The 20,702-nt window shown below is 38.8% G+C and carries 21 protein-coding genes; 16 read left to right on the top strand and 5 right to left on the bottom strand.

The genetic code is table 11. From position 1 onward, the window contains the following. The first annotated feature begins 56 nt into the window (after nucleotides 1-56). Both N178_RS13160 and N178_RS13155 read left to right on the top strand, forming a co-directional pair. The gene (locus N178_RS13160) at nucleotides 57-1,184 is read left to right on the top strand and encodes an N-acetyldiaminopimelate deacetylase (protein WP_045292731.1); all 1,128 of its coding nucleotides are present in this window, start codon (nucleotides 57-59) and stop codon (nucleotides 1,182-1,184) included. 56 nt (nucleotides 1,185-1,240) lie between these two features. Continuing rightward, on the top strand, nucleotides 1,241-1,486 hold the full coding sequence (locus N178_RS13155) for a YkuS family protein (protein WP_013056040.1): 246 nt from the start codon (nucleotides 1,241-1,243) through the stop codon (nucleotides 1,484-1,486). A 35-nt stretch (nucleotides 1,487-1,521) separates the two neighbouring features. Here the strand turns inward: N178_RS13155 and N178_RS13150 are convergent, their stop codons facing one another. Then, nucleotides 1,522-2,385, bottom strand: coding sequence for a mechanosensitive ion channel family protein (locus tag N178_RS13150; protein WP_045292729.1), 864 nt, complete (start codon nucleotides 2,383-2,385; stop codon nucleotides 1,522-1,524). A 356-nt stretch (nucleotides 2,386-2,741) separates the two neighbouring features. On the opposite strand from N178_RS13150, the gene N178_RS13145 reads away from it, so the two are divergent. The 7 genes from N178_RS13145 to N178_RS13115 all read left to right on the top strand — a co-directional run bounded on the left by N178_RS13145 (nucleotide 2,742) and on the right by N178_RS13115 (nucleotide 9,744). Then, entirely contained in the window at nucleotides 2,742-3,290 is a 549-nt protein-coding gene (locus N178_RS13145) for a peroxiredoxin (protein WP_014461006.1), read from the top strand. A 102-nt stretch (nucleotides 3,291-3,392) separates the two neighbouring features. After that, entirely contained in the window at nucleotides 3,393-3,839 is a 447-nt protein-coding gene (locus N178_RS13140; RefSeq protein ID WP_045292727.1) for a TlpA family protein disulfide reductase, read from the top strand. A gap of 188 nt (nucleotides 3,840-4,027) precedes the next feature. After that, nucleotides 4,028-4,924, top strand: coding sequence for a phosphogluconate dehydrogenase (NAD(+)-dependent, decarboxylating) (gene gnd, locus N178_RS13135; RefSeq protein ID WP_045292725.1), 897 nt, complete (start codon nucleotides 4,028-4,030; stop codon nucleotides 4,922-4,924). A gap of 129 nt (nucleotides 4,925-5,053) precedes the next feature. Beyond that, nucleotides 5,054-5,353 carry a hypothetical protein gene (locus N178_RS13130; RefSeq protein WP_237758470.1) on the top strand — a complete coding sequence of 100 codons (300 nt, stop codon included), beginning with the start codon at nucleotides 5,054-5,056 and terminating at the stop codon, nucleotides 5,351-5,353. Nucleotides 5,354-5,374: 21 nt separating this feature from the next. Next, complete coding sequence (locus N178_RS13125) at nucleotides 5,375-7,111, top strand: ABC transporter ATP-binding protein (protein WP_045292722.1); 1,737 nt, start codon at nucleotides 5,375-5,377, stop codon at nucleotides 7,109-7,111. A gap of 15 nt (nucleotides 7,112-7,126) precedes the next feature. Beyond that, entirely contained in the window at nucleotides 7,127-8,932 is a 1,806-nt protein-coding gene (locus N178_RS13120; RefSeq protein ID WP_045292720.1) for an ABC transporter ATP-binding protein, read from the top strand. Nucleotides 8,933-9,081: 149 nt separating this feature from the next. After that, nucleotides 9,082-9,744 (top strand): potassium channel family protein, encoded by a 663-nt coding sequence (locus tag N178_RS13115; RefSeq protein ID WP_013056047.1) that lies wholly within the window; start codon nucleotides 9,082-9,084, stop codon nucleotides 9,742-9,744. A gap of 43 nt (nucleotides 9,745-9,787) precedes the next feature. Here the strand turns inward: N178_RS13115 and rnjA are convergent, their stop codons facing one another. Further along, on the bottom strand, nucleotides 9,788-11,455 hold the full coding sequence (rnjA, locus tag N178_RS13110) for a ribonuclease J1 (protein ID WP_013056048.1): 1,668 nt from the start codon (nucleotides 11,453-11,455) through the stop codon (nucleotides 9,788-9,790). 5 nt (nucleotides 11,456-11,460) lie between these two features. Next, a complete protein-coding gene (locus tag N178_RS13105; RefSeq protein WP_013056049.1) occupies nucleotides 11,461-11,670 on the bottom strand; it encodes a DNA-dependent RNA polymerase subunit epsilon in 210 nt (69 codons plus the stop codon). A 549-nt stretch (nucleotides 11,671-12,219) separates the two neighbouring features. On the opposite strand from N178_RS13105, the gene N178_RS13100 reads away from it, so the two are divergent. Further along, entirely contained in the window at nucleotides 12,220-13,002 is a 783-nt protein-coding gene (locus N178_RS13100; protein ID WP_045292718.1) for a Cof-type HAD-IIB family hydrolase, read from the top strand. 29 nt (nucleotides 13,003-13,031) lie between these two features. On the opposite strand, the gene def is transcribed toward N178_RS13100, so the two are convergent. Continuing rightward, nucleotides 13,032-13,586: a peptide deformylase gene (gene def, locus N178_RS13095; protein ID WP_045292716.1), complete on the bottom strand. Its 555-nt coding sequence runs from the start codon at nucleotides 13,584-13,586 to the stop codon at nucleotides 13,032-13,034. 174 nt (nucleotides 13,587-13,760) lie between these two features. Further along, nucleotides 13,761-13,871 (bottom strand): YjcZ family sporulation protein, encoded by a 111-nt coding sequence (locus N178_RS25990; RefSeq protein WP_016763434.1) that lies wholly within the window; start codon nucleotides 13,869-13,871, stop codon nucleotides 13,761-13,763. Between the two features lie 169 nt (nucleotides 13,872-14,040). On the opposite strand from N178_RS25990, the gene N178_RS13090 reads away from it, so the two are divergent. From N178_RS13090 to N178_RS13065, 6 genes are all read left to right on the top strand, one after another. Beyond that, nucleotides 14,041-14,706 carry a YkyA family protein gene (locus N178_RS13090; protein ID WP_045292714.1) on the top strand — a complete coding sequence of 222 codons (666 nt, stop codon included), beginning with the start codon at nucleotides 14,041-14,043 and terminating at the stop codon, nucleotides 14,704-14,706. Nucleotides 14,707-15,287: 581 nt separating this feature from the next. Next, nucleotides 15,288-16,403, top strand: a complete 1,116-nt coding sequence (pdhA, locus tag N178_RS13085; RefSeq protein ID WP_013056054.1) for a pyruvate dehydrogenase (acetyl-transferring) E1 component subunit alpha — start codon at nucleotides 15,288-15,290, stop codon at nucleotides 16,401-16,403. A gap of 3 nt (nucleotides 16,404-16,406) precedes the next feature. Next, nucleotides 16,407-17,384 (top strand): alpha-ketoacid dehydrogenase subunit beta, encoded by a 978-nt coding sequence (locus N178_RS13080; RefSeq protein ID WP_013056055.1) that lies wholly within the window; start codon nucleotides 16,407-16,409, stop codon nucleotides 17,382-17,384. A gap of 102 nt (nucleotides 17,385-17,486) precedes the next feature. Then, complete coding sequence (locus tag N178_RS13075) at nucleotides 17,487-18,788, top strand: dihydrolipoamide acetyltransferase family protein (protein WP_028414110.1); 1,302 nt, start codon at nucleotides 17,487-17,489, stop codon at nucleotides 18,786-18,788. A 3-nt stretch (nucleotides 18,789-18,791) separates the two neighbouring features. Continuing rightward, nucleotides 18,792-20,204, top strand: coding sequence for a dihydrolipoyl dehydrogenase (lpdA, locus tag N178_RS13070; RefSeq protein ID WP_013082295.1), 1,413 nt, complete (start codon nucleotides 18,792-18,794; stop codon nucleotides 20,202-20,204). Between the two features lie 248 nt (nucleotides 20,205-20,452). Then, nucleotides 20,453-20,695, top strand: a complete 243-nt coding sequence (locus N178_RS13065; RefSeq protein ID WP_045292711.1) for a hypothetical protein — start codon at nucleotides 20,453-20,455, stop codon at nucleotides 20,693-20,695. Nucleotides 20,696-20,702: the final 7 nt, after the last annotated feature.

Below are 20,702 nucleotides of genomic sequence, written 5' to 3'. Positions count from 1 at the left end.
AGTTGGAAGCGTGGGCAACCACGCTTTCTTCTTTATTTCGTGAGGAGGACATACACATGGCTGAAAATGAATTTGTGAAAATAAGAAGAGAGCTACATAAAATTCCTGAATTAGGGTTTCAAGAGGTGAAAACACAGCGTTTTTTGCTTGATTATATTAACACTCTTCCGCAAGAACGCTTAGAAGTAAAGACGTGGAAAACAGGACTCTTTGTTAAAGTACATGGTACAAACCCAACTAAAACAATAGGCTACCGAGCAGATATTGACGGTCTTCCTATCACGGAAGAAACGAATTATTCTTTTCAATCACAGCATGAAGGACTAATGCATGCCTGCGGACATGATATGCATATGGCCATCGGGCTAGGCGTACTGACTTACTTTGCTCAGCATGAAATCAAAGATAATGTACTGTTCATCTTTCAACCTGCAGAAGAAGGTCCAGGAGGAGCACAGCCAATGCTCCAAAGCGATATCATGAAAGAATGGCTTCCAGATTTCATCTTCGCCCTTCACGTAGCGCCTGAATATCCGGTTGGGTCGATTGCACTGAAGGAAGGGTTACTATTTGCTAACACGTCTGAGCTATTTATTGATTTAAAAGGAAAAGGCGGGCATGCTGCTTATCCACATACAACAAATGATATGGTAGTTGCTGCTTGTCAGCTCGTTTCACAGCTTCAAACTATTGTTGCTCGCAACGTTGATCCGCTAGACAGCGCTGTAATTACAGTAGGAAAAATTCAAGGCGGGACGGTTCAAAATATTATTGCGGAGCGAGCTCGCATAGAAGGAACCATTCGCACGCTATCTCCTGAATCAATGATGCGTGTTAAAGAACGAATTGAAGCGATTGTTAAAGGAGTAGAAGTAGGGTATCAGTGTGAAACAGCCATTGATTATGGTTGTATGTATCATCAAGTATATAATCACCATGAAGTCACGCGAGAGTTTATGGAGTTTGCCAAAGCGCAAACGGACGTGGATGTTATTGAGTGCAAAGAAGCAATGACAGGAGAAGATTTTGGCTATATGCTAAAAGATATTCCTGGATTTATGTTTTGGCTTGGCGTTCAGTCTGAATATGGGCTTCATCATGCAAAGCTGCAGCCTCATGAAGGCGCAATAGATACTGCGATTTCTCTTATTACAAAATATTTTGAACATAAAGGCAATCAATAAATCGTATAATCATTTTTCCTTATGGCTAAATTAATACCATGAGGAGGTGGGCAACGATGGCACGAATTGGTGTAGAATACGGTTTAACAGATGTACAGGCTGCACTTCAGCAGCTCGGACATGAAGTGGTACAATTACGCAACGAAAGTGATGCACAAGGGTGCGATTGCTGTGTTGTAACAGGACAGGATTCAAACGTAATGGGGATTTCTGATGCAGTAACGCAAGGCTCAGTTATTACAGCTAGCGGATTAACGGCAGAAGAAATTTGTCAGCAAGTAGGCAACAAGGTACAAGGATAAAAGAAAGCCGAAGGAACAAATCCTTCGGCTATTTTTTATGCATGCTGAGGCTGCTTGGCATCTTCAGGCTGCTTTTTATCAATATTTACTTGATGAGGGAACGGAATATCAATACCGTTTGCGTCAAATGCTTCTTTAAACTCTTTGCGAAGCTGACGTTCAACCCCCCACTGCTCACCGTTTTTAGCTTTGCCAACTACACGAAGCACAACGTCCGACGCGCCTAGACCTTGAACTCCTATCACGCTTGGTCCTTCTACAATGTTTTCATTTGTTGCAGCAACGCGCTCGCATACTTTTTCTAGTACGGAAATTGCTTTGTCAATATCATCATCATACGAAATGCCAATATCAATCAACGCGCGCATATTGCCTCGGGAATGATTGCTTAAGCTTGTAATTTCACGGTTAGGCACATAGTGTAAAGTTCCATCAAACCCGCGAATTTGAGTAGTACGAAGACCTACTGATTCGACAATTCCTGAAAAACTTCCGGTTGTTACATAGTCGTCAACATCAAGCTGTTTTTCAAGAAGTAAAAAGAAACCTGTTACAACGTCGCTAACCAGTCCTTGAGCACCGAACCCGATTGCTAGACCCACAACTCCGGCACCAGCTAATAAAGCTGTCGCATGAATATTTACCGCTTCAAGCAGCATGACGACAAAAATAAAAATAAGTACATATGAAAACACATTAACGGTTAAACTTTTGAGTGTGAGCATACGTCCACGCGTAGCGTTTTCGCGCTCACTCATTCTTTCAAAGGAACGTTCAATAACTTTTTTACCAATTGCTCGTACAAGTAAAAATACAATGGTAATGGCAACTAGTTTTAACACAATAACTCCAGTATTGGTAAGAAGCTGTTCCCAGTTGATGTCTTGCATCTTAAACATTCGTTGTTCATCCTTCCTATGTTCTGTTTCAATATTACTAAGTGGGAATTTATTCTGTGGAAAAGATTTTGTAAGAGTATGAGCACATTTGTTTATTCCCGATATTAGACATGCTAAACTGAGAAGGTAAATAAATGCAACCCTTTTATAGCATTTTTTTGCTAAAGTCAGGGTTTAATTTGCCCTCAAGGCGGGCATAACAACTATGTTACCATTATAAGGTGTTGTTTAAATTCATTCTTAATTAATATTGACTAAAAAAACAATATCCATTATAATGAAAACCGTTATAACAGTACATAAGTGAGAATGTTTTATACATTTTCTCATTTAATAATTATTTGGAGGGATCATGTATGCCAGAACGTATGGTAGGTAAACAAGCTCCACGCTTTGAAATGGAAGCTGTATTATCAAACAAAGAATTCGGTAAAGTTAGCTTAGAAGAAAATATTAAAAATGACAAATGGACAGTATTATTCTTCTATCCAATGGACTTTACATTTGTATGTCCAACAGAAATCACTGCACTTTCTGACCGTTATGATGAGTTTGAAGATCTTGACGCAGAAGTAATCGGTGTTTCTACAGACACAATCCATACACACTTAGCTTGGATCAACACTGATCGTAAAGATAATGGTTTAGGTGATCTTAAATATCCATTAGCAGCTGATACAAATCACGTTGTTTCTCGTGAGTACGGCGTTTTAATTGAAGAAGAAGGTGTAGCACTTCGCGGTTTATTCATCATCAGCCCAGAAGGCGAATTACAATATTCAGTTGTAAACCACAACAATATTGGCCGTGACGTTGATGAAACTTTACGTGTTCTTCAAGCGTTACAAACTGGCGGACTTTGCCCAGCTAACTGGAAACCAGGTCAAGCTACTTTAAACGCGTAAGCACAACGTTTAAAAGGTCTAACGTCCACGTTAGGCCTTTTTTTCATCGGATAATAAAGAACATTTAGTTAATAATAGTGAAAATAAGGGAGGCTTTTATTCATGAAATTACGTCAGCCAATGCCTGAGTTAACGGGCGCTACAGAATGGTTAAACGGAGAGGTTACAAAAGAGCAGCTAATTGGCGAAAAGCCAACGCTTATTCATTTTTGGTCAGTAAGCTGTCATTTATGTAAAGAAGCAATGCCTCAAGTAAATGAATTTCGCGACCAATACAAAGATCAATTAAACGTAGTAGCCGTTCATATGCCGCGCTCTGAAGATGATTTAGACTTAACAAAAATTAAAGAAGTAGCAGCAGAACATGATATTACGCAGCCAATTTTTGTAGACAGTGAACATAAATTAACGGATGCATTTGAAAATCAATATGTACCTGCATATTATGTATTTGACAAAACAGGTCAGCTACGCCACTTCCAAGCTGGCGGAAGCGGTATGAAAATGCTTGAAAAGCGCGTGAATCGTGTATTAGGCGAGAACGAATAAATACAGGCAGTTGTAACAGGTAAAAAGCATTCGATGCTTAGTAGAACTTGCATCGAATGTTTTTCTTTTTTTGTGTGTAGGAAGTAACTGATAAAGGAAATATAAAAATGTGGATTTTTTCTTGTGAGTTTACACCATACTAACACTAACAACATGATACGAAACTTACTATTGGAGGTAATTTACATATGAAATTAGGTATGATTGGCTTAGGAAAAATGGGAGCAAACTTAGTATTGAATTTACTAGATCATAACCATTCTGTGGTAGCATTCGATGTGAACAACGAAGCAGTACAGAAAGTATCAGAAAAGGGAGCAGAAGGAGCTTCTTCGATTCAAGAATTAGTGAGCAAATTAGAAAAACCACGCATTGCTTGGGTAATGGTTCCGGCTGGGGAGCTCACGGAAAAAGTAATTTCTGAGCTTCAAGAACTACTTGAAGAAGGAGATATGATTATTGAAGGCGGTAATTCTAAGTATAAAGATTCTGTACGACGTGCTGCAGCTTCTGCTGAAAAAGGAATTCACTACTTTGATGTTGGAACAAGCGGCGGAATGGAAGGTGCCCGAAACGGCGCTTGTATGATGATTGGGGGAGATAAAGATGCATTTGCTACAATCGAACCTATTTTCCGCGACATCAACGTAGAAAACGGCTATCTCTATTCCGGTGCAGCAGGAAGCGGTCACTTCTTGAAAATGGTTCATAACGGAATTGAGTACGGCATGATGCAAGCAATTGCTGAAGGCTTTGATGTGCTAGAGAAAAGTGAATTTGACTATGACTACGAAGCTGTAGCCCGCGTATGGAATAACGGATCTGTTATTCGCTCATGGTTAATCGAATTAATGGAACGTGCATTTTCAAAAGATGCAAAACTTGAGGGGATTCGAGGAGTAATGAACTCTTCTGGAGAAGGAAAGTGGACGGTTGAATCCGCTCTAGATTTACAAGTGCCAACGCCAGTTATTGCTCTATCCTTAATGATGCGCTATCGCTCACTTGAAGATGATACGTTTACAGGTAAAGTAGTAGCCGCTCTTCGCAATGAGTTCGGTGGACATGCAGTAGAAAAACAATAAAAAAAGAGGCTTGGACAAAAGTATTTTAGTCCAAGTGAAAAACGAACCACTAATCAACATATTTGATTGGTGGTTCGTTTTTTTGTTATGGTGAATAGGTTTCGTCTATTTAGATCTTTCTAGAAGTTGATGGGAGGGCAAGACGAAGACTCCTGCGGGAAAAGCGGAACAGATGAGACCCCGCAGGAGCGCAAGCGACGAGGAGGCTCAGCGCCCGCCCGCGGAAAGCGAAGTCTTGCACGGAAATCAACTGAGGTATCACAAGCAGTTCAACTAATGTATTCCATTTGTTCTTCTTTAGGTTGGATTCATTTAGCTATATTCCAATTTCTTTTTTATGACTATTTACCTTTTTTTGATAAAATATCTAAAAATTATGGTAATTTATTTCGGGAACCGATATATTTAAATATGTGTGGCACATTTTAGCTAAAGGAAAGGACGGGGTATATGGGAACGTTTAAAAAACTAAAAGATTTTTATTTGCCGTACCGAATGTACTTTTTTTATTCTGCTATTTGTTTGTTATTTGTAACCTCCATCACTGTGATTTACCCTATTGTGTTGCAATATACGATAGATCATATCGTGTTGGGAAAACAATATCAGCTAGTCGATAATGTAGCATTTATTTTTATTGGACTGATGATTGTCAAAGGAATCTTTACATATATTCAGCAATATTACAGCGACTTATTTGGAATTAAGTCCGTGTATACTCTTCGCAATAAACTTTACCGCAAACTTCAGTATTTACCGTTTTCTTACTATGACAATGCTAAAACAGGGGACTTGATGTCCAGGTTGACAGCTGATGTAGAAGGATTTCGTTTTTTTCTATCTTTTGGCTTCTCAGAATTAATTCGCTTCGTTATTTTACTTACTGCCAGCTTTTCCGTTATGTTCTATTACTCTATTTCACTCACTCTGGTCACAATCTGCCTGCTGCCTTTTTTGGGGGTAGCTGTTTATCGTTTTGATAAACGCGTTCATCCAGCGTTTCGCTTAATTCGCCAATCGTTTGGGGAACTTAATACAAATGTTCAAGAAAATATAAGCGGCATACAGACGGTCAAATCATTATCAAGAGAAAAATTTCAAACCTCTAAATTTAACGATTCCAACGGAGTTTATAAAAATCGAAACATTGAAACAGCGAATGTGTGGGCAACATATTTTCCCTTAATGGAGTTTATAGGAAATTTATCTATTGTTGGTCTCCTTGCGTACGGAGGAGCGCTTGTTATGAACGGAAGCGTACGTCCTGGAGAGCTTGTTGCTTTCTTTAGCTTAACCTCTTATTTGATGTGGCCTATTATGAATCTAGGGTTTGTTATCAATATGTTTTCACAGTCTAAAGCTTCAGGTGAAAGGCTGCTAGAAATTTTAGAAGAAGAAGAAAAAGTCCATGAGCATGCGGGAAGCTTCTCTATTAATGGAACGGTCGAGTTTCAGCATGTTAGCTTATCCTATCCAAACGAGGATAAAAAATCGCTTGAGAACATATCGTTTTCTGCTTCTAAAGGAAAAGTCGTAGGTTTAATCGGAGCAACTGGAGCCGGCAAAACAAGCTTAACACAGCTGCTAACGAGGTTTTACGAACCGACTTCAGGACAGATCTTAGTTAACCATCGTCCGATTAAAGAGTATCCGCTCTCTGTTCTTCGGAAAGAAATTGGCTTTGTACTTCAAGAAACGTTTTTGTTCTCAAGCAGCATAGGAACCAACATCTCCTATGGTGTGCCGGGTATTTCTAGAGAAGACATTATTGATGCTGCAAAACGAGCGCAGGCGCATGATTTTATTATGGAGCTTCCAGATGGATATGACACGATGCTAGGAGAGAGAGGACTAGGGTTATCAGGCGGGCAAAAGCAGCGTATTGCGATTGCACGAGCGCTTATCTTAAATCCTAGTATTCTAGTATTAGATGATGCCACCAGTGCCGTTGATATGAAAACAGAAAGAGAAATTCAATTGGCTTTAAAAGAAGTGATGAAAAATCGTACGACGTTTATTATCGCACACCGCCTTTCTTCTTTGCGACATGCCGATGAAATCTTGGTCTTACATGAAGGTCACATAAAAGAGAGAGGAAGCCATGAAACGCTCATTCAAAAGCAAGGGATTTATAAAAACATTTACGAGATTCAATATGAAAGCAGTACGTCGGTGATGAACGTATAACAAGGGAGGAATAGAATGGAAGTCGAAAAAAATAAAGTTGTGCGAGAGCGCTTTTATTATCAAACAGATCAAATCATTGATAAGATGTTTAACTGGAAGCAAATGGCCCGCTTGTTTCGTTATCTTCATCCATATCGAAAAAACTTGCTTCCTTTCTCGTTTCTTATGGTCATTATCACGACGGTCATTAGACTCGCTATTCCTATTTTGATAGGTGTATATACACTTGATCATGCTGTAAAAGACAAGAATAGCACGCTGCTCATGCAGTTAGTTTTCATAATCTTTAGCTTGTATATTCTATCTTATATTGCGAACGTCTTTCGAATTAAATGGATGAACCAACTCGGGCAACACGTTATATATGATTTAAGGAAACATTTATTTACCCATGTTCAAGGGCTGTCGCACCGGTTTTTTGATACGCGTTCAGGAGGCTCTATTCTTGTAAGGATTATGAATGATATTAACTCTCTTCAAGATTTATTTACCAACGGGGTAGTTAATCTGTTTATGGACCTCTTATTGTTAGTTGGGATTGTAGTTATATTATTTTCTCTCAGTCCTACTTTGACATGTGCTGTTTTAGTCATTTTACCGATTATGTTCTTGATTTCCACAAAGCTGAGAAGAAGAATTCGCCGGTCATGGCAAGTTGTTCGTATGAAGCAGTCAGTATTAAATTCACATTTAAATGAGAGTATTCAAGGCATTCGCGTCACTCAATCATTTGCTCAAGAACAAGAAAATATGCTGTTTTTTGATCGCATAAACAGTGAAAATTACGAGAGCTGGAGGCAAGCTACTCGAAAAAATGCCATGTTTCGACCGTTTGTAGAACTCACAAATGCTGTCGGAACGGCTATTTTAATTTGGTTCGGTGCCGTACTTATTCAAGATGAACGGCTAACAATTGGTATTTTTGTATCATTTGCTTTTTATCTTGGGATGTTTTGGGAACCGATTTCCCGTTTAGGGCAAGTGTACAATCAATTATTAATGGGAATGGCTTCATCCGAGCGTATTTTTGAATTTCTAGATGAAAAACCTCTCGTCGCAGATTTGGAAACCGCTACGTCTTTAGAGGATATGAAGGGGAAAGTTGAGTTCAAGCACGTCTCATTTTCTTATGATGGGAAGCGGAAAGCTCTAAACAACGTATCAATTGAAATAAAAGAAGGACAGACGGTTGCTTTAGTGGGGCATACTGGATCTGGAAAAACGTCCATTGCTAATTTAATCACGCGTTTTTATGATGTGAACGAAGGGCAAATCTTAATTGATAATATGCCTATTCAAGATATTACGTTAGCGAGTTTACGAGCGCAAATTAGTATTGTGCTGCAAGAAACCTTTATTTTTTCAGGAACCATTACGGAGAATATTCGGTTTGGAAAACCGGATGCTACCGATGAGGAAGTGATTAAGGCTGCAGAAGCGGTAGGGGCTGCAGATTTTATAAAGCGTCTGAAAAAAGGCTATGATACGGAAGTAGAAGAGCGGGGAAACGTCTTATCGGTGGGAGAGCGTCAATTGATCTCATTTGCTCGAACGCTGTTAGCTGATCCTCGTATTATCATTTTAGATGAAGCGACAGCAAGCATCGATACAGAAACAGAAGTAAAGATTCAACAAGCGCTTAAAACGCTGTTAAAAAACAGAACGGCCATCATGATTGCTCATCGGCTATCTACTATACGAGAAGCAGATAACATCATTGTATTAGATCACGGAAGCATTATTGAAACAGGGAATCACGGGGAACTTATGCAGCAAAAAGGCGTATATTATTACCTTGTTCAAACCCATGCTACAGCTTAAAAAACAGAGGGAGCTGATCCTTCTGTTTTTCTATGAGAAATAGTAAAGACATATAAGCGTTGTTAACGGGAAAATGAGGTTGATACAAAAGAATTGTGGTAAAATAACGGTAGTTCAGATTTTTTCCTGTACATAATGGAGGAATTCAAATGAAAAAAGAATTTGCAGTCATCGGATTAGGTAGATTTGGTGGAAGTATTTGTAAAACATTAAGCGATCAAGGAATGGAAGTTCTGGCGATTGATATTGATGAAGAAAAGGTAAATGAGTATGCTAACGTTGCTTCCCACGCAGTAGTAGGCGATTCAATGGATGAAGGGGTTTTAAAAAGTTTAGGAATTCGTAATTTTGATCATGTTATCGTAGCTATTGGTGACAATATTCAGGCGAGTATTTTGACGACCCTTATACTAAAAGAGCTGGGCGTTGAAAAAATAACGGTAAAAGCGCAAAATGATTATCATGCCAAAGTATTATCAAAAATTGGCGCCAATTTTATCGTGCATCCCGAACGAGATATGGGAAGAAGAATTGCCAATAACATGATTTCAAACAGCGTGCTGGATTATTTAGAGCTATCTGAAGAACACAGCATTGTCGAATTAGTAGCGAGCAAAAGAATGGCTGGCAATACGCTGATTGAGTTAGACATTCGTGCGAAATATGGCATTAACATTGTAGCCATTAAGCGTGATCGAGACATCATTGTTTCTCCTCAGGCATCCGAAACGATTCAAGAAGGGGACGTGTTGATTGTTATTGGAGCAGACGCAGATATCAACCGCTTCGAAAATAAATTTGCCAGTGCCTAATAAAAAAAGAGCGGATGCAATTGCATCCGCTCTTTTTCTTTTATTAAACCTCCATAATGATTGGTAAAATCATTGGACGGCGCTTTGTTTTTTCATAAAGGAATGGAGCCAATGTGTCTGTGATTTCATTTTTAATCTCAGACCATTGTGACGTACGACGTTCCATTACTTTGTTCAAGTGTTTTGTAATAAGGGACTGTGCATCATTAATTAAGTCGCCAGATTCGCGCATATAAACAAAACCACGAGAGATAATGTCTGGACCAGCAGCGATCTTGAAGTCTTTCATATTGATGCTTACAACCACAATCACAAGGCCTTCTTCAGATAAAATGCGGCGGTCACGAAGTACGATATTTCCAATGTCACCAATTCCGCTTCCGTCAATATATACAGAGCCTGAAGGGATTTTGCCGGCTACTGAAGCTTCGCTGTCGCTTAAAGCTAGCACTTCTCCATTATCCATAATGAAGCAGTTTTCTTCAGGAACTCCACAGTCTGTTGCAAGTTTGATGTGCATTTTCTGCATGCGATACTCACCGTGAATTGGCATAAAATATTTTGGTTTCATCAAACGAAGCATTAATTTTTGCTCTTCTTGTCCACCGTGTCCAGAAGTGTGGATATCGTTTAGAGCACCGTGAATAACCTCTGCTCCTGCACGGAATAGCATATCAATTGTTTTGCTAACACTTACTGTATTTCCCGGAATAGGTGAAGATGAGAATACAACCGTATCTCCAGGGATAATTTGAATTTGGCGGTGAGTACCGTTTGCAATTCTAGATAGCGCTGCCATCGGTTCACCTTGGCTGCCTGTACATAAAATAGTCACGCGGTTAGCTGGAATTCGGTTAATTTGAGAAGGCTCAATGAACGTATCTTTTGGACATGAAATATATCCAAGCTGTTGGCCAATCTCAATAGCTGCTTCCATACTGCGTCCGAATACAGCAACTTTACGATTATGCAATACGGCTGCTTCTACTACTTGCTGTAAGCGGTGAATATTTGAAGCAAACGTTGCAAAAATAATACGGCCGTCTACTTTACGGAAAATGTCATGAATGCTGTCACCTACGCGGCGCTCAGACATCGTAAAGTTAGGAATTTCACTGTTTGTACTGTCTGAAAGCAAGCATAGAACGCCTTCTTTACCGATTTCAGCCATTTTTGTTAAGTTAGCCGGTTCGCCCACTGGTGTAAAATCAAACTTGAAATCTCCTGTATGTACGATTTGTCCGTTTGGTGTTTTTACCACAATTCCGTAAGAATCAGGAATACTGTGAGTTGTGCGGAAGAACGTCACCGATGTTTTACGGAATTTAATTACGTCATCTTCAGTAATTTCATGAAGCTGAGCTGTACGAAGCAATCCATGCTCGTCTAATTTGTTGCGAAGAAGCCCAAGGGCTAATTTCCCTGCATAAATAGGAATGTTTAATTCTCTTAATAAGTAAGGAATTCCGCCGATGTGATCTTCATGACCATGTGTAACGAAAAGGCCACGGATTTTATCTGCATTTTTTACCAAATAACTGTAGTCAGGAATAACGTAGTCAATTCCTAAAAGCTCATCTTCAGGGAATTTAATTCCTGCATCAATAAGAATAATTTCATCTTGAAACTGTACGGCATACGTATTTTTACCGATTTCGCCTAGTCCACCCAGGGCGAAAACTGCCGTTTGATTATTTTTTACAAATTTCATTTTCATCATATCTCCAATACTTTAAAATCTTCATGCTGTTGTTCATATTCTAGATAGTCTCCAGTCACTGCTTGAACAAACTCAATATTAATTGAACGCGCTTTTAACTTTTTACGAACGTCACGCTCAGAATCTGCGTTCACATACACTGTTTTTGTATTTTCACGTACAGCTACTTCACTCATTTTTTCTTGAAAATAAACTTTAAAAATCATAACAAAAATCTCTCCTTAATTCCGAAATTCAAATAACTTATTTTATTATATTATAAAATGTGTATGTATTTCATGTATTTTCTAAAGAAACTTGCTTTCACTACATTTTAGTCATCTAAATATAACAAGTCAATTAATTATAGAATAATATTAATAGGAAACGGATACAAGACTATATTTTCCGTGCGTATAAAAAATAAGGGCTATTCCATTGTACGATGCAGACACACACTCTGCAAATTTTACAACAGAAAGCCCTAAAAAAATCGATTATGCCATCGTTTTTTTACGCAATAATTCATTCCAGCGTTTTAGCAGCCTTTTTCGAAAATCTTTTAACATGATTTTTCAGCTCCTTTGTTTTTTTGCGATACCTGCCTGTCTCTCTCTGTACTCTTATTATATGATGAAAAGGAAGAGGTTTCTCGTGGTTAAATATGGAAAAATTGTAAGTGGGACCGTCCATTTATAGAGAAACCAGCGCTTGTTTGATATAATTGGAAAGGCTTAACAAAGAGATAAAAAATTATAAAAAATAAGGTGATAAACGTGGAACGAAAGATTATTTTTTTTGATATTGATGGAACGTTATTGGATCATGATAAAAAACTGCCTGCTTCTACAAAAAAAGCTGTCCAGCTGTTAAAAGAGCAGGGGCATGAAGTGGCAATTGCAACTGGAAGGGCTCCTTTTATGTTTAAAGATCTGCGTGAAGAGTTGGATATTCAAACATATATTAGCTTTAATGGTCAGTACATTGTCTTAAATGGAGAAGTTCTTTACAAAAACCCGTTAAATAAAGAAGAGCTTCAAGGTTTAACAGCTTTTGCTGTTGAGCATGATCACCCTGTCGTATACATGGATCATGAAGATATGAAATCAAACATTGAATTTCATGACTATATCGAATCCAGCATCAGCACGCTGAAAATTGGATTTACCCACCCTCACCACGATCCTGCTTATTTCAAAGGGCGTGAAATTTATCAATCCCTCTTATTCTGTACAGCGGGAGAAGAAGCTCCTTATGAAGAAAATTTTAAGAAATTTGACTTTATTCGCTGGCATGAATTTTCAACTGATGTTCTGCCAAAAGGTGGATCAAAAGCGCGAGGAATTGAGACCATGATTGAAAAGCTTGGCTTTGACAGAAAAGATGTATATGCATTCGGAGACGGCTTGAACGATATCGAAATGCTTGAATTTGTCGGAAATGGCGTAGCGATGGGAAATGCGGAAGAAGTCGTGAAAGAAGTGGCTAATCTTGTTACAAAAGATGTAGCAGAAGATGGTATTCTCCACGGATTAGAGCTAGTAGGATTATTAAAATAAGAAAAAACGCGAGCTCTAGCTCGCGTTTTTTAGCGTTCATATGGAAAAGCATTCTCAGGTTCTTGAAATGGATTTTCTTTATTAATGTAATCATAAAACATAATTCCGTCTAAATGATCAATTTCGTGCTGAAATACGACAGCAGGAAGGCCTTTTAAACGAATTTTTACTTCTTCGCCTTCAAGTGTTGTGCCTTTTACTGTGATGCGTGCATATCGAGGAACAAATCCTGGGATATCTTGATCGACAGACAAGCAGCCTTCACCGCCTGTAAGATATGTCTTTTCAACTGAGTGGCTAATGATCTTAGGGTTAAATAATGCATAGCTGTATAGCTTGCCTTTTTCATCCGTAACGTGTACCCCAATCATTCGTTTTGATACATTAACTTGAGGAGCGGCAAGCCCGATACCAGATCGCAGTCCATATTTAGCAGCAATTTCAGGATCTTGACTGTTTTTTACATATTCTAATAAGCTATGTAAAATCTTTTTGTCTTCTTCAGAAGCAGGTAACGGTACTTCTTTTGCTACTTCTCGCAGCGTTGGGTGTCCGTCTTGAATAATATCGTTCATTGTAATCAACTTTCACATCTCCCTAGGCTATTTTATAGGTATAAAGTGTACCAAATCCGTATAAAAAAGTCATTACCTCGACCTTGACCACATAAATGTTTCTACTAATTATATGTATCAAACATATGGAAAAACATGCATAAGAAAAAATAAAAGCGACCGTTAGCCGCTTTTATTGTATAATTACCAGCCGCCACAGCTGCAGCCGATAATAACTAATAAAATGAACAGTACAATTAATAACACAAAACCTTTATTAGAACCGCCGCAGCCATATCCACCATAACCCAACATAATATAACCTCCCGTAGTTATCAATCCCAAGGTAAAAAGTAATAAGCTCCCTTTTTTTCACGATTGGGTTAGTATAATATATTAAAAGGTGGAAAAAGGGTGTAGATAAATTGCTAATTCCCTACAAAAATTGTATAATGACCCATGAATAAGGGAGGATTTACCAGATATGAAATGCGTCGGAAGATATATAATTATCGGCATTGCGGCTATGTCACTAGCGGGCTGTGCAGAAGGCTCATCGCCTGAACTTGAGGTATATAATGGATTAGAAAAAGTGGTAGCACAAGAAAAGCAATTTGCCGATCAGCAAAAACCGTTAGCTGATTTAGAACAGCAAGAAAATGCGGTATACGACCAAATTATTGAGCTAGGAATTAAAGATAAAAAGAAAATAAAAAATAAAGCACAAAAAGCGCAGCAGTTATTAGATGAGCGTGAAAGTAAATTACAAAAAGAAGAAAAAAGCATCAGCGCTTCGCAAAAACAATTTGAAGCGACAGAGCCAAAGATCCAAAAACTAGAGGACGGCAAAGCCAAAGAAGAGGCGCTTGAACTATCTTCGTTAATGAAGAAGCGTTATAAGGCCTACCAGTCCTTACACGATGCCTATCTTCATTCCATTGAATTAGATCGTCAGCTATATACGCTCTTTGAAAAAGACAATGTGAAATTAGAGAATCTTGAAACGCAAATCGCTTCGATCAATACTACTTATAAAGAAGTTGAAAAGAAAAAAGAAACGTTTAACACATTAACAACTGACTATAATAAAGCCAAAGAGGATTTTTATAACAAAACAAAGTTAAAGGTGAAAAATAGCGACGATAAATAAGAAGGCCTGTGAAGTTTACAGGTCTTTTTTTTTGGCTGAAAAGGAAGGTTTTCTGAAATAAAGAAAGAGTTTCGACATGATTCAAGTAAAAATTACAAAAGGATATTGTTTTAAAAAATCGTTTATTTGTGGCAAGATAGGAGATGTGCAGACGTAAAAAAAGAGAAGGTTATTATAAAACATATAATACAGTTTGTGTCTGTGTAATAGTACAGCATGTCTTTTTTATGTGTTTTATTTCACAAACTAAAAAAGCGTAATTTCTTGATGTAAATGCATTGACGAACTGTTTTAGTGTATTGTAAACTAGGTAGCGTAGTAAGTGTTGTATTAATCATTTTTGCAAAATAATTAATACAGTTTAACGAAACGCTCGTTTCGCTTAAACTTTCCTTTTACGTAAATGTTTGCACAGAATTCGCTGGGGAATACATAGAAATGTTAAGGATTAGCGAGTTCAAAAAGCTACTCGACAAAATATGACTTTTACTTGTCCATTTGGGACATTCTAAAAGCGTGTATGTTTGTTTGATTAGTAAAATGAATTTATACGGCTTAAATGAAAGGAAGAGGTGACTTAGATGGCTGCTAAAACTAAAAAGGCTATTATTGATGTATCAAAGCAACTTGATAAAATCGCTGAGCAGTACCAAACGTTCCAAATTCTTAATGAAGAGGGCGAAGTAGTAAATAAATCAGCGTTGCCAGATTTATCTGACGAAAAATTAAAAGAGTTAATGACTCGCATGGTATACACTCGTATTCTTGATCAACGTTCAATTTCATTGAACCGTCAAGGTCGTTTAGGTTTCTATGCACCAACTGCTGGGCAAGAAGCTTCTCAAATCGCTTCTCATTTCGCATTAGAAAAAGAAGACTTCATTTTACCTGGGTACCGTGATGTGCCTCAGTTAATTTGGCATGGTCTTCCATTATATCAAGCGTTCTTATTCTCTCGTGGTCATTTCCACGGTAACCAAGCGCCAGAAGGTGTAGATGTACTTTCTCCACAAATCATCATCGGTGCACAAATCGTGCAAACTGCTGGTGTGGCACTAGGTCTTAAAAAGCGCGGTAAAAAAGCAGTAGCGATCACTTATACAGGTGACGGCGGAGCTTCACAAGGTGACTTCTACGAAGGTATGAACTTCGCAGGTGCATTCAAAGCTCCAGCAATCTTTGTTGTACAAAACAACCGCTTTGCAATTTCAACACCAGTTGAAAAGCAATCTGCAGCACGTACAATCGCTCAAAAAGCAGCGGCTGTTGGTATCCCAGGCGTTCAAGTAGACGGTATGGATGCACTAGCAGTATACGTTGCAGTAAGCGAAGCTCGTGAGCGTGCAGTAAACGGTGAAGGTCCAACTTTAATTGAAACATTAACTTACCGTTATGGTCCACATACAATGGCTGGTGACGATCCAACTCGTTATCGTACAGCTGAGCTTGACACTGAGTGGGAAAAGAAAGATCCACTTGTTCGCTTCCGTAAATTCTTAGAAGCTAAAGGCATCTGGAATGAAGAAGAAGAAAACAAAGTAATCGAGCAAGCTAAAGAAGATATCAAACAAGCTATTAAGAAGGCTGACGATTATCCAAAACAAAAAGTTACAGATCTAATGGAAATCATGTACGAAACTATGCCTTCAAACTTACAAGAGCAATATGAAATCTACAAAGAGAAGGAGTCGAAGTAAGCCATGGCGCAAATGACAATGATTCAAGCGATTACTGATGCGTTACGCACAGAAATGAAAAACGACGAAAACGTATTAGTTTTTGGTGAAGACGTTGGCGTAAACGGTGGAGTATTCCGTGCGACTGAAGGTCTTCAACAAGAATTCGGCGAAGATCGCGTATTCGATACGCCATTAGCTGAATCTGGTATCGGTGGTCTTGCTGTGGGTCTATCGACTCAAGGTTTCCGTCCGGTTCCTGAAATTCAATTCTTTGGTTTCGTATACGAAGTACTTGATTCTGTATCAGGTCAAGCTGCACGTATGCGCTACCGTTCTGGCGGTCGCTGGAATGCACCAATCACATTCCGTTCACCATTTGGTGGAGGCGTTCATACACCAGAACTTCACGCTGATAGCTTAGAAGGTATCGTAGCATCTCAACCTGGTCTAAAAGTTGTAATTCCTTCAACTCCATACGATGCAAAAGGTCTTTTAATTTCATCAATCCGTGATAACGATCCGGTTGTATACTTAGAGCACATGAAGCTTTACCGTTCATTCCGTCAAGAAGTACCTGAAGAATCATACACTATTGACTTAGGTACAGCTGATGTGAAACGTGAAGGTACAGACGTAACGCTTATCGCTTACGGTGCAATGGTACACTCATCATTAAAAGCAGCTGAAGAACTAGAAAAAGAAGGTATCTCTGCTGAAGTAGTAGACTTACGTACAGTTCAACCTTTAGATATCGATACAATTCTTGCATCAGTTGAAAAAACTGGTCGCGTAGTAGTAGTTCAAGAAGCTCAAAAACAAGCTGGTATTGCAGCTAACGTTGTAGCTGAAATTAACGATCGTGCAATCTTAAGCTTAGAAGCACCAGTATTACGTGTAACAGCACCGGATACTGTGTTCCCATTCTCTCAAGCTGAGGGCGTATGGTTACCAGACCACAAAGATATCGTTGAAACAGCTAAGAAAGTACTTGAATTTTAATTAGCATTTTACTGTGACAGAAATCAGCTTTGTGCTGATTTCTGTCTTAGATAAAATAAACACTAACAAATTGAACGCAACTAACTAGGAGGGTGAAGACACGTGGCATTTGAATTTAAACTGCCGGATATCGGTGAAGGTATCCACGAAGGTGAAATTGTAAAATGGTTCGTAAAAGCTGGAGATGAAATTGATGAGGATGATGTACTAGCAGAAGTACAAAATGACAAAGCTGTTGTTGAAATCCCATCTCCTGTAAAAGGTAAAGTATTAGAAGTAAAAGTTGACGAAGGTACAGTAGCTACTGTAGGACAAGTTATCGTTACTTTTGATGCTCCTGGATACGAAGACTTAAAATTCAAAGGTGACGATCATGATGATGCACCAGCAGAAGAAGCTAAAGAAGAAGCTTCAACTGAAGAAGTGACTGAAGAAGCAACAGCTCCTGCAGCACAAGCTGATGTTGATCCTAACCGTAAAGTAATTGCTATGCCTTCAGTGCGCAAATATGCTCGTGAAAAAGGTATAGACATTAAAGCTGTTCCTGGTTCAGGTAAAAACGGACGTATTGTTAAAGATGACATCGATAGCTTCTTATCTGGTGGCTCTACAGCTACAGCAACTGCTGAAGCTCCAGCTAAAGAGGAAACTGCTTCAGCTGAACCAAAAGCAGCAGCAGCACAAGCTATTCCTGAAGGCGATCTACCAGAAACTCGCGAGAAAATGAGCGGTATCCGTCGTGCAATCGCAAAAGCTATGGTTAACTCTAAACACACTGCTCCACACGTAACATTAATGGATGAAATCGATGTAACAGCTCTTGTTGCTCATCGTAAAAAATTCAAAACAGTTGCAGCAGATCAAGGTATTAAATTAACATTCTTACCTTACGTGGTAAAAGCGTTAACTTCAGCACTTAAGAAGTTCCCAGCTCTTAACACTTCAATCGATGATTCTACAGATGAAGTAATTCAAAAACATTACTACAACATCGGTATCGCTGCTGACACTGAAAAAGGTCTTTTAGTACCAGTTGTGAAAAATGCTGATCGTAAATCTGTATTCGAAATTTCTGATCAAATTAACGACCTTGCTGGAAAAGCACGTGATGGTAAATTAGCTCCTGCTGAAATGAAAGGCGCTTCTTGTACAATCACAAATATTGGTTCTGCTGGTGGACAATGGTTTACTCCAGTTATCAACCACCCGGAAGTTGCAATTCTAGGTATCGGACGTATCGCTGAAAAACCAGTTGTACGCGACGGTGAAATTGTAATTGCTCCAGTATTAGCATTATCACTAAGCTTTGACCACCGTATTATCGATGGCGCAACAGCTCAAAACGCTCTTAACCAAATCAAGCGTTTATTAAATGATCCAGAATTATTATTAATGGAGGCGTAATAAATGGTAGTAGGAGATTTCCCAATCGAAACTGATACTCTTGTCATTGGTGCTGGCCCTGGTGGCTACGTTGCAGCAATTCGTGCAGCTCAATTAGGTCAAAAAGTTACAATTGTAGAAAAAGGTAATCTTGGGGGCGTATGCTTAAACGTTGGTTGTATTCCTTCAAAAGCATTAATCGCTGCAGGTCACCGTTTTGAACATGCTAAACATTCTGAAGACATGGGGATTATCGCTGAGAACGTAACAGTTGATTTCTCTAAAGTTCAAGAATTCAAAAACGGCGTTGTAAACAAACTTACTGGCGGTGTTGAAGGCCTTCTTAAAGGTAACAAAGTTGACATCGTAAAAGGTGAAGCTTACTTCGTTGACAGCGAAACTGTACGTGTAATGGATGAAAATTCAGCACAAACGTACAAATTCAAAAATGCAATCCTTGCAACTGGTTCTCGTCCAATCGAGATCCCTGGATTCAAATTCTCTGAGCGCGTAATCAACTCTACAGGTGCATTAGCACTTAAAGAAGTTCCTAAAAAATTAGTTGTAATCGGCGGAGGTTACATCGGTACTGAGCTTGGTACTGCTTTTGCTAACTTCGGTACAGAAGTTACATTTGTAGAAGCTGCTGATGAAATTTTAGCTGGTTTTGAAAAACAAATGAGTTCACTTGTTAAACGTAACCTTAAGAAAAAAGGAAACGTTGAAATCTATACAAAAGCAATGGCTAAAGGTGTTGAAGAAACTGCTGACGGCGTACAAGTTACGTTTGAAGTAGGCGGAGAGTCAAAAGTAATCGATGCTGACTACGTATTAGTTACTGTAGGTCGTCGTCCTAACACTGATGAGCTTGGTCTTGAGCAAGTTGGCGTTAAAATGACTGACCGTGGTCTTATCGAAATCGATAACCAAACTCGTACATCTGTAAGCAACATCTTTGCAATTGGTGATATCGTAACTGGACCACCACTTGCACACAAAGCTTCTTACGAAGGTAAAATCGCAGCTGAAGTAATCGCTGGCGAACCTGCTGAAATTGACTACTTAGGAATTCCAGCAGTTGTATTCTCTGAGCCTGAGCTTGCATCTGTAGGTTATACTGAAGCACAAGCGAAAGAAGAAGGATTAGCTGTTAAAGCTTCTAAATTCCCATTTGCTGCTAACGGACGTGCGCTTGCACTTAACGCTGCAGAAGGCTTCTTGAAGCTTATCACTCGTAAAGAAGACGGAGTAGTTGTTGGTGCTCAAATCGCTGGACCTAGCGCATCTGACATGATCGCTGAGCTTGGTCTTGCTATCGAAGCTGGCGTAACAGCTGAAGATATCGCATTAACAATTCACGCTCACCCAACATTAGGTGAAATCACAATGGAAGCTGCTGAAGTAGCTATTGGAAGCCCAATTCACATTGTAAAATAATGTTTTTAAAAAGCTGATGCGTATGCATCAGCTTTTTTTTTGAAGAAAACGGTTTTCATCAAGTATCAGATGCTTGTCAGACAGTTTTTATTGCTGATGAGTATCTCCTTTAGAAGAAACGTGTAAAAAGCGCTGAGGCAGTCTTAAATGAGCTCTAGATGCATACATATGAAGTGGGACGTGCTTTCCTTATAGGTAGATAAAAAATTGCTTCTTTGGATAACGAATGAAAAGGCGGCGAAGGAGCTATGAAGACATATTTCGTTTGGAGCTTACACATTGTTATTTGGATGGGTTATTCACTGGTTGAATTGCTATCAAAACGTGATCAATTGACATCTAAAATTATTTTGTTTTTAGTATTTGCTTATTTAGCTTACGGCATAGCAGAAATGAACATCAAATCTAAAAGACTGGCGCTTATGATGACGGGTACAACTTCAGCTGTCTGCTTGACGTGTTATCAACTAATTTTATTTTGCACGGCGTAAGATTGTA

It is taken from the genome of Priestia aryabhattai B8W22, assembly GCF_000956595.1.
GTDB lineage: Bacteria > Bacillota > Bacilli > Bacillales > Bacillaceae_H > Priestia > Priestia aryabhattai.
The sequence above is the reverse complement of the archived record's forward strand: the minus strand, read 5'-3'. Positions and strand labels throughout refer to the sequence as shown.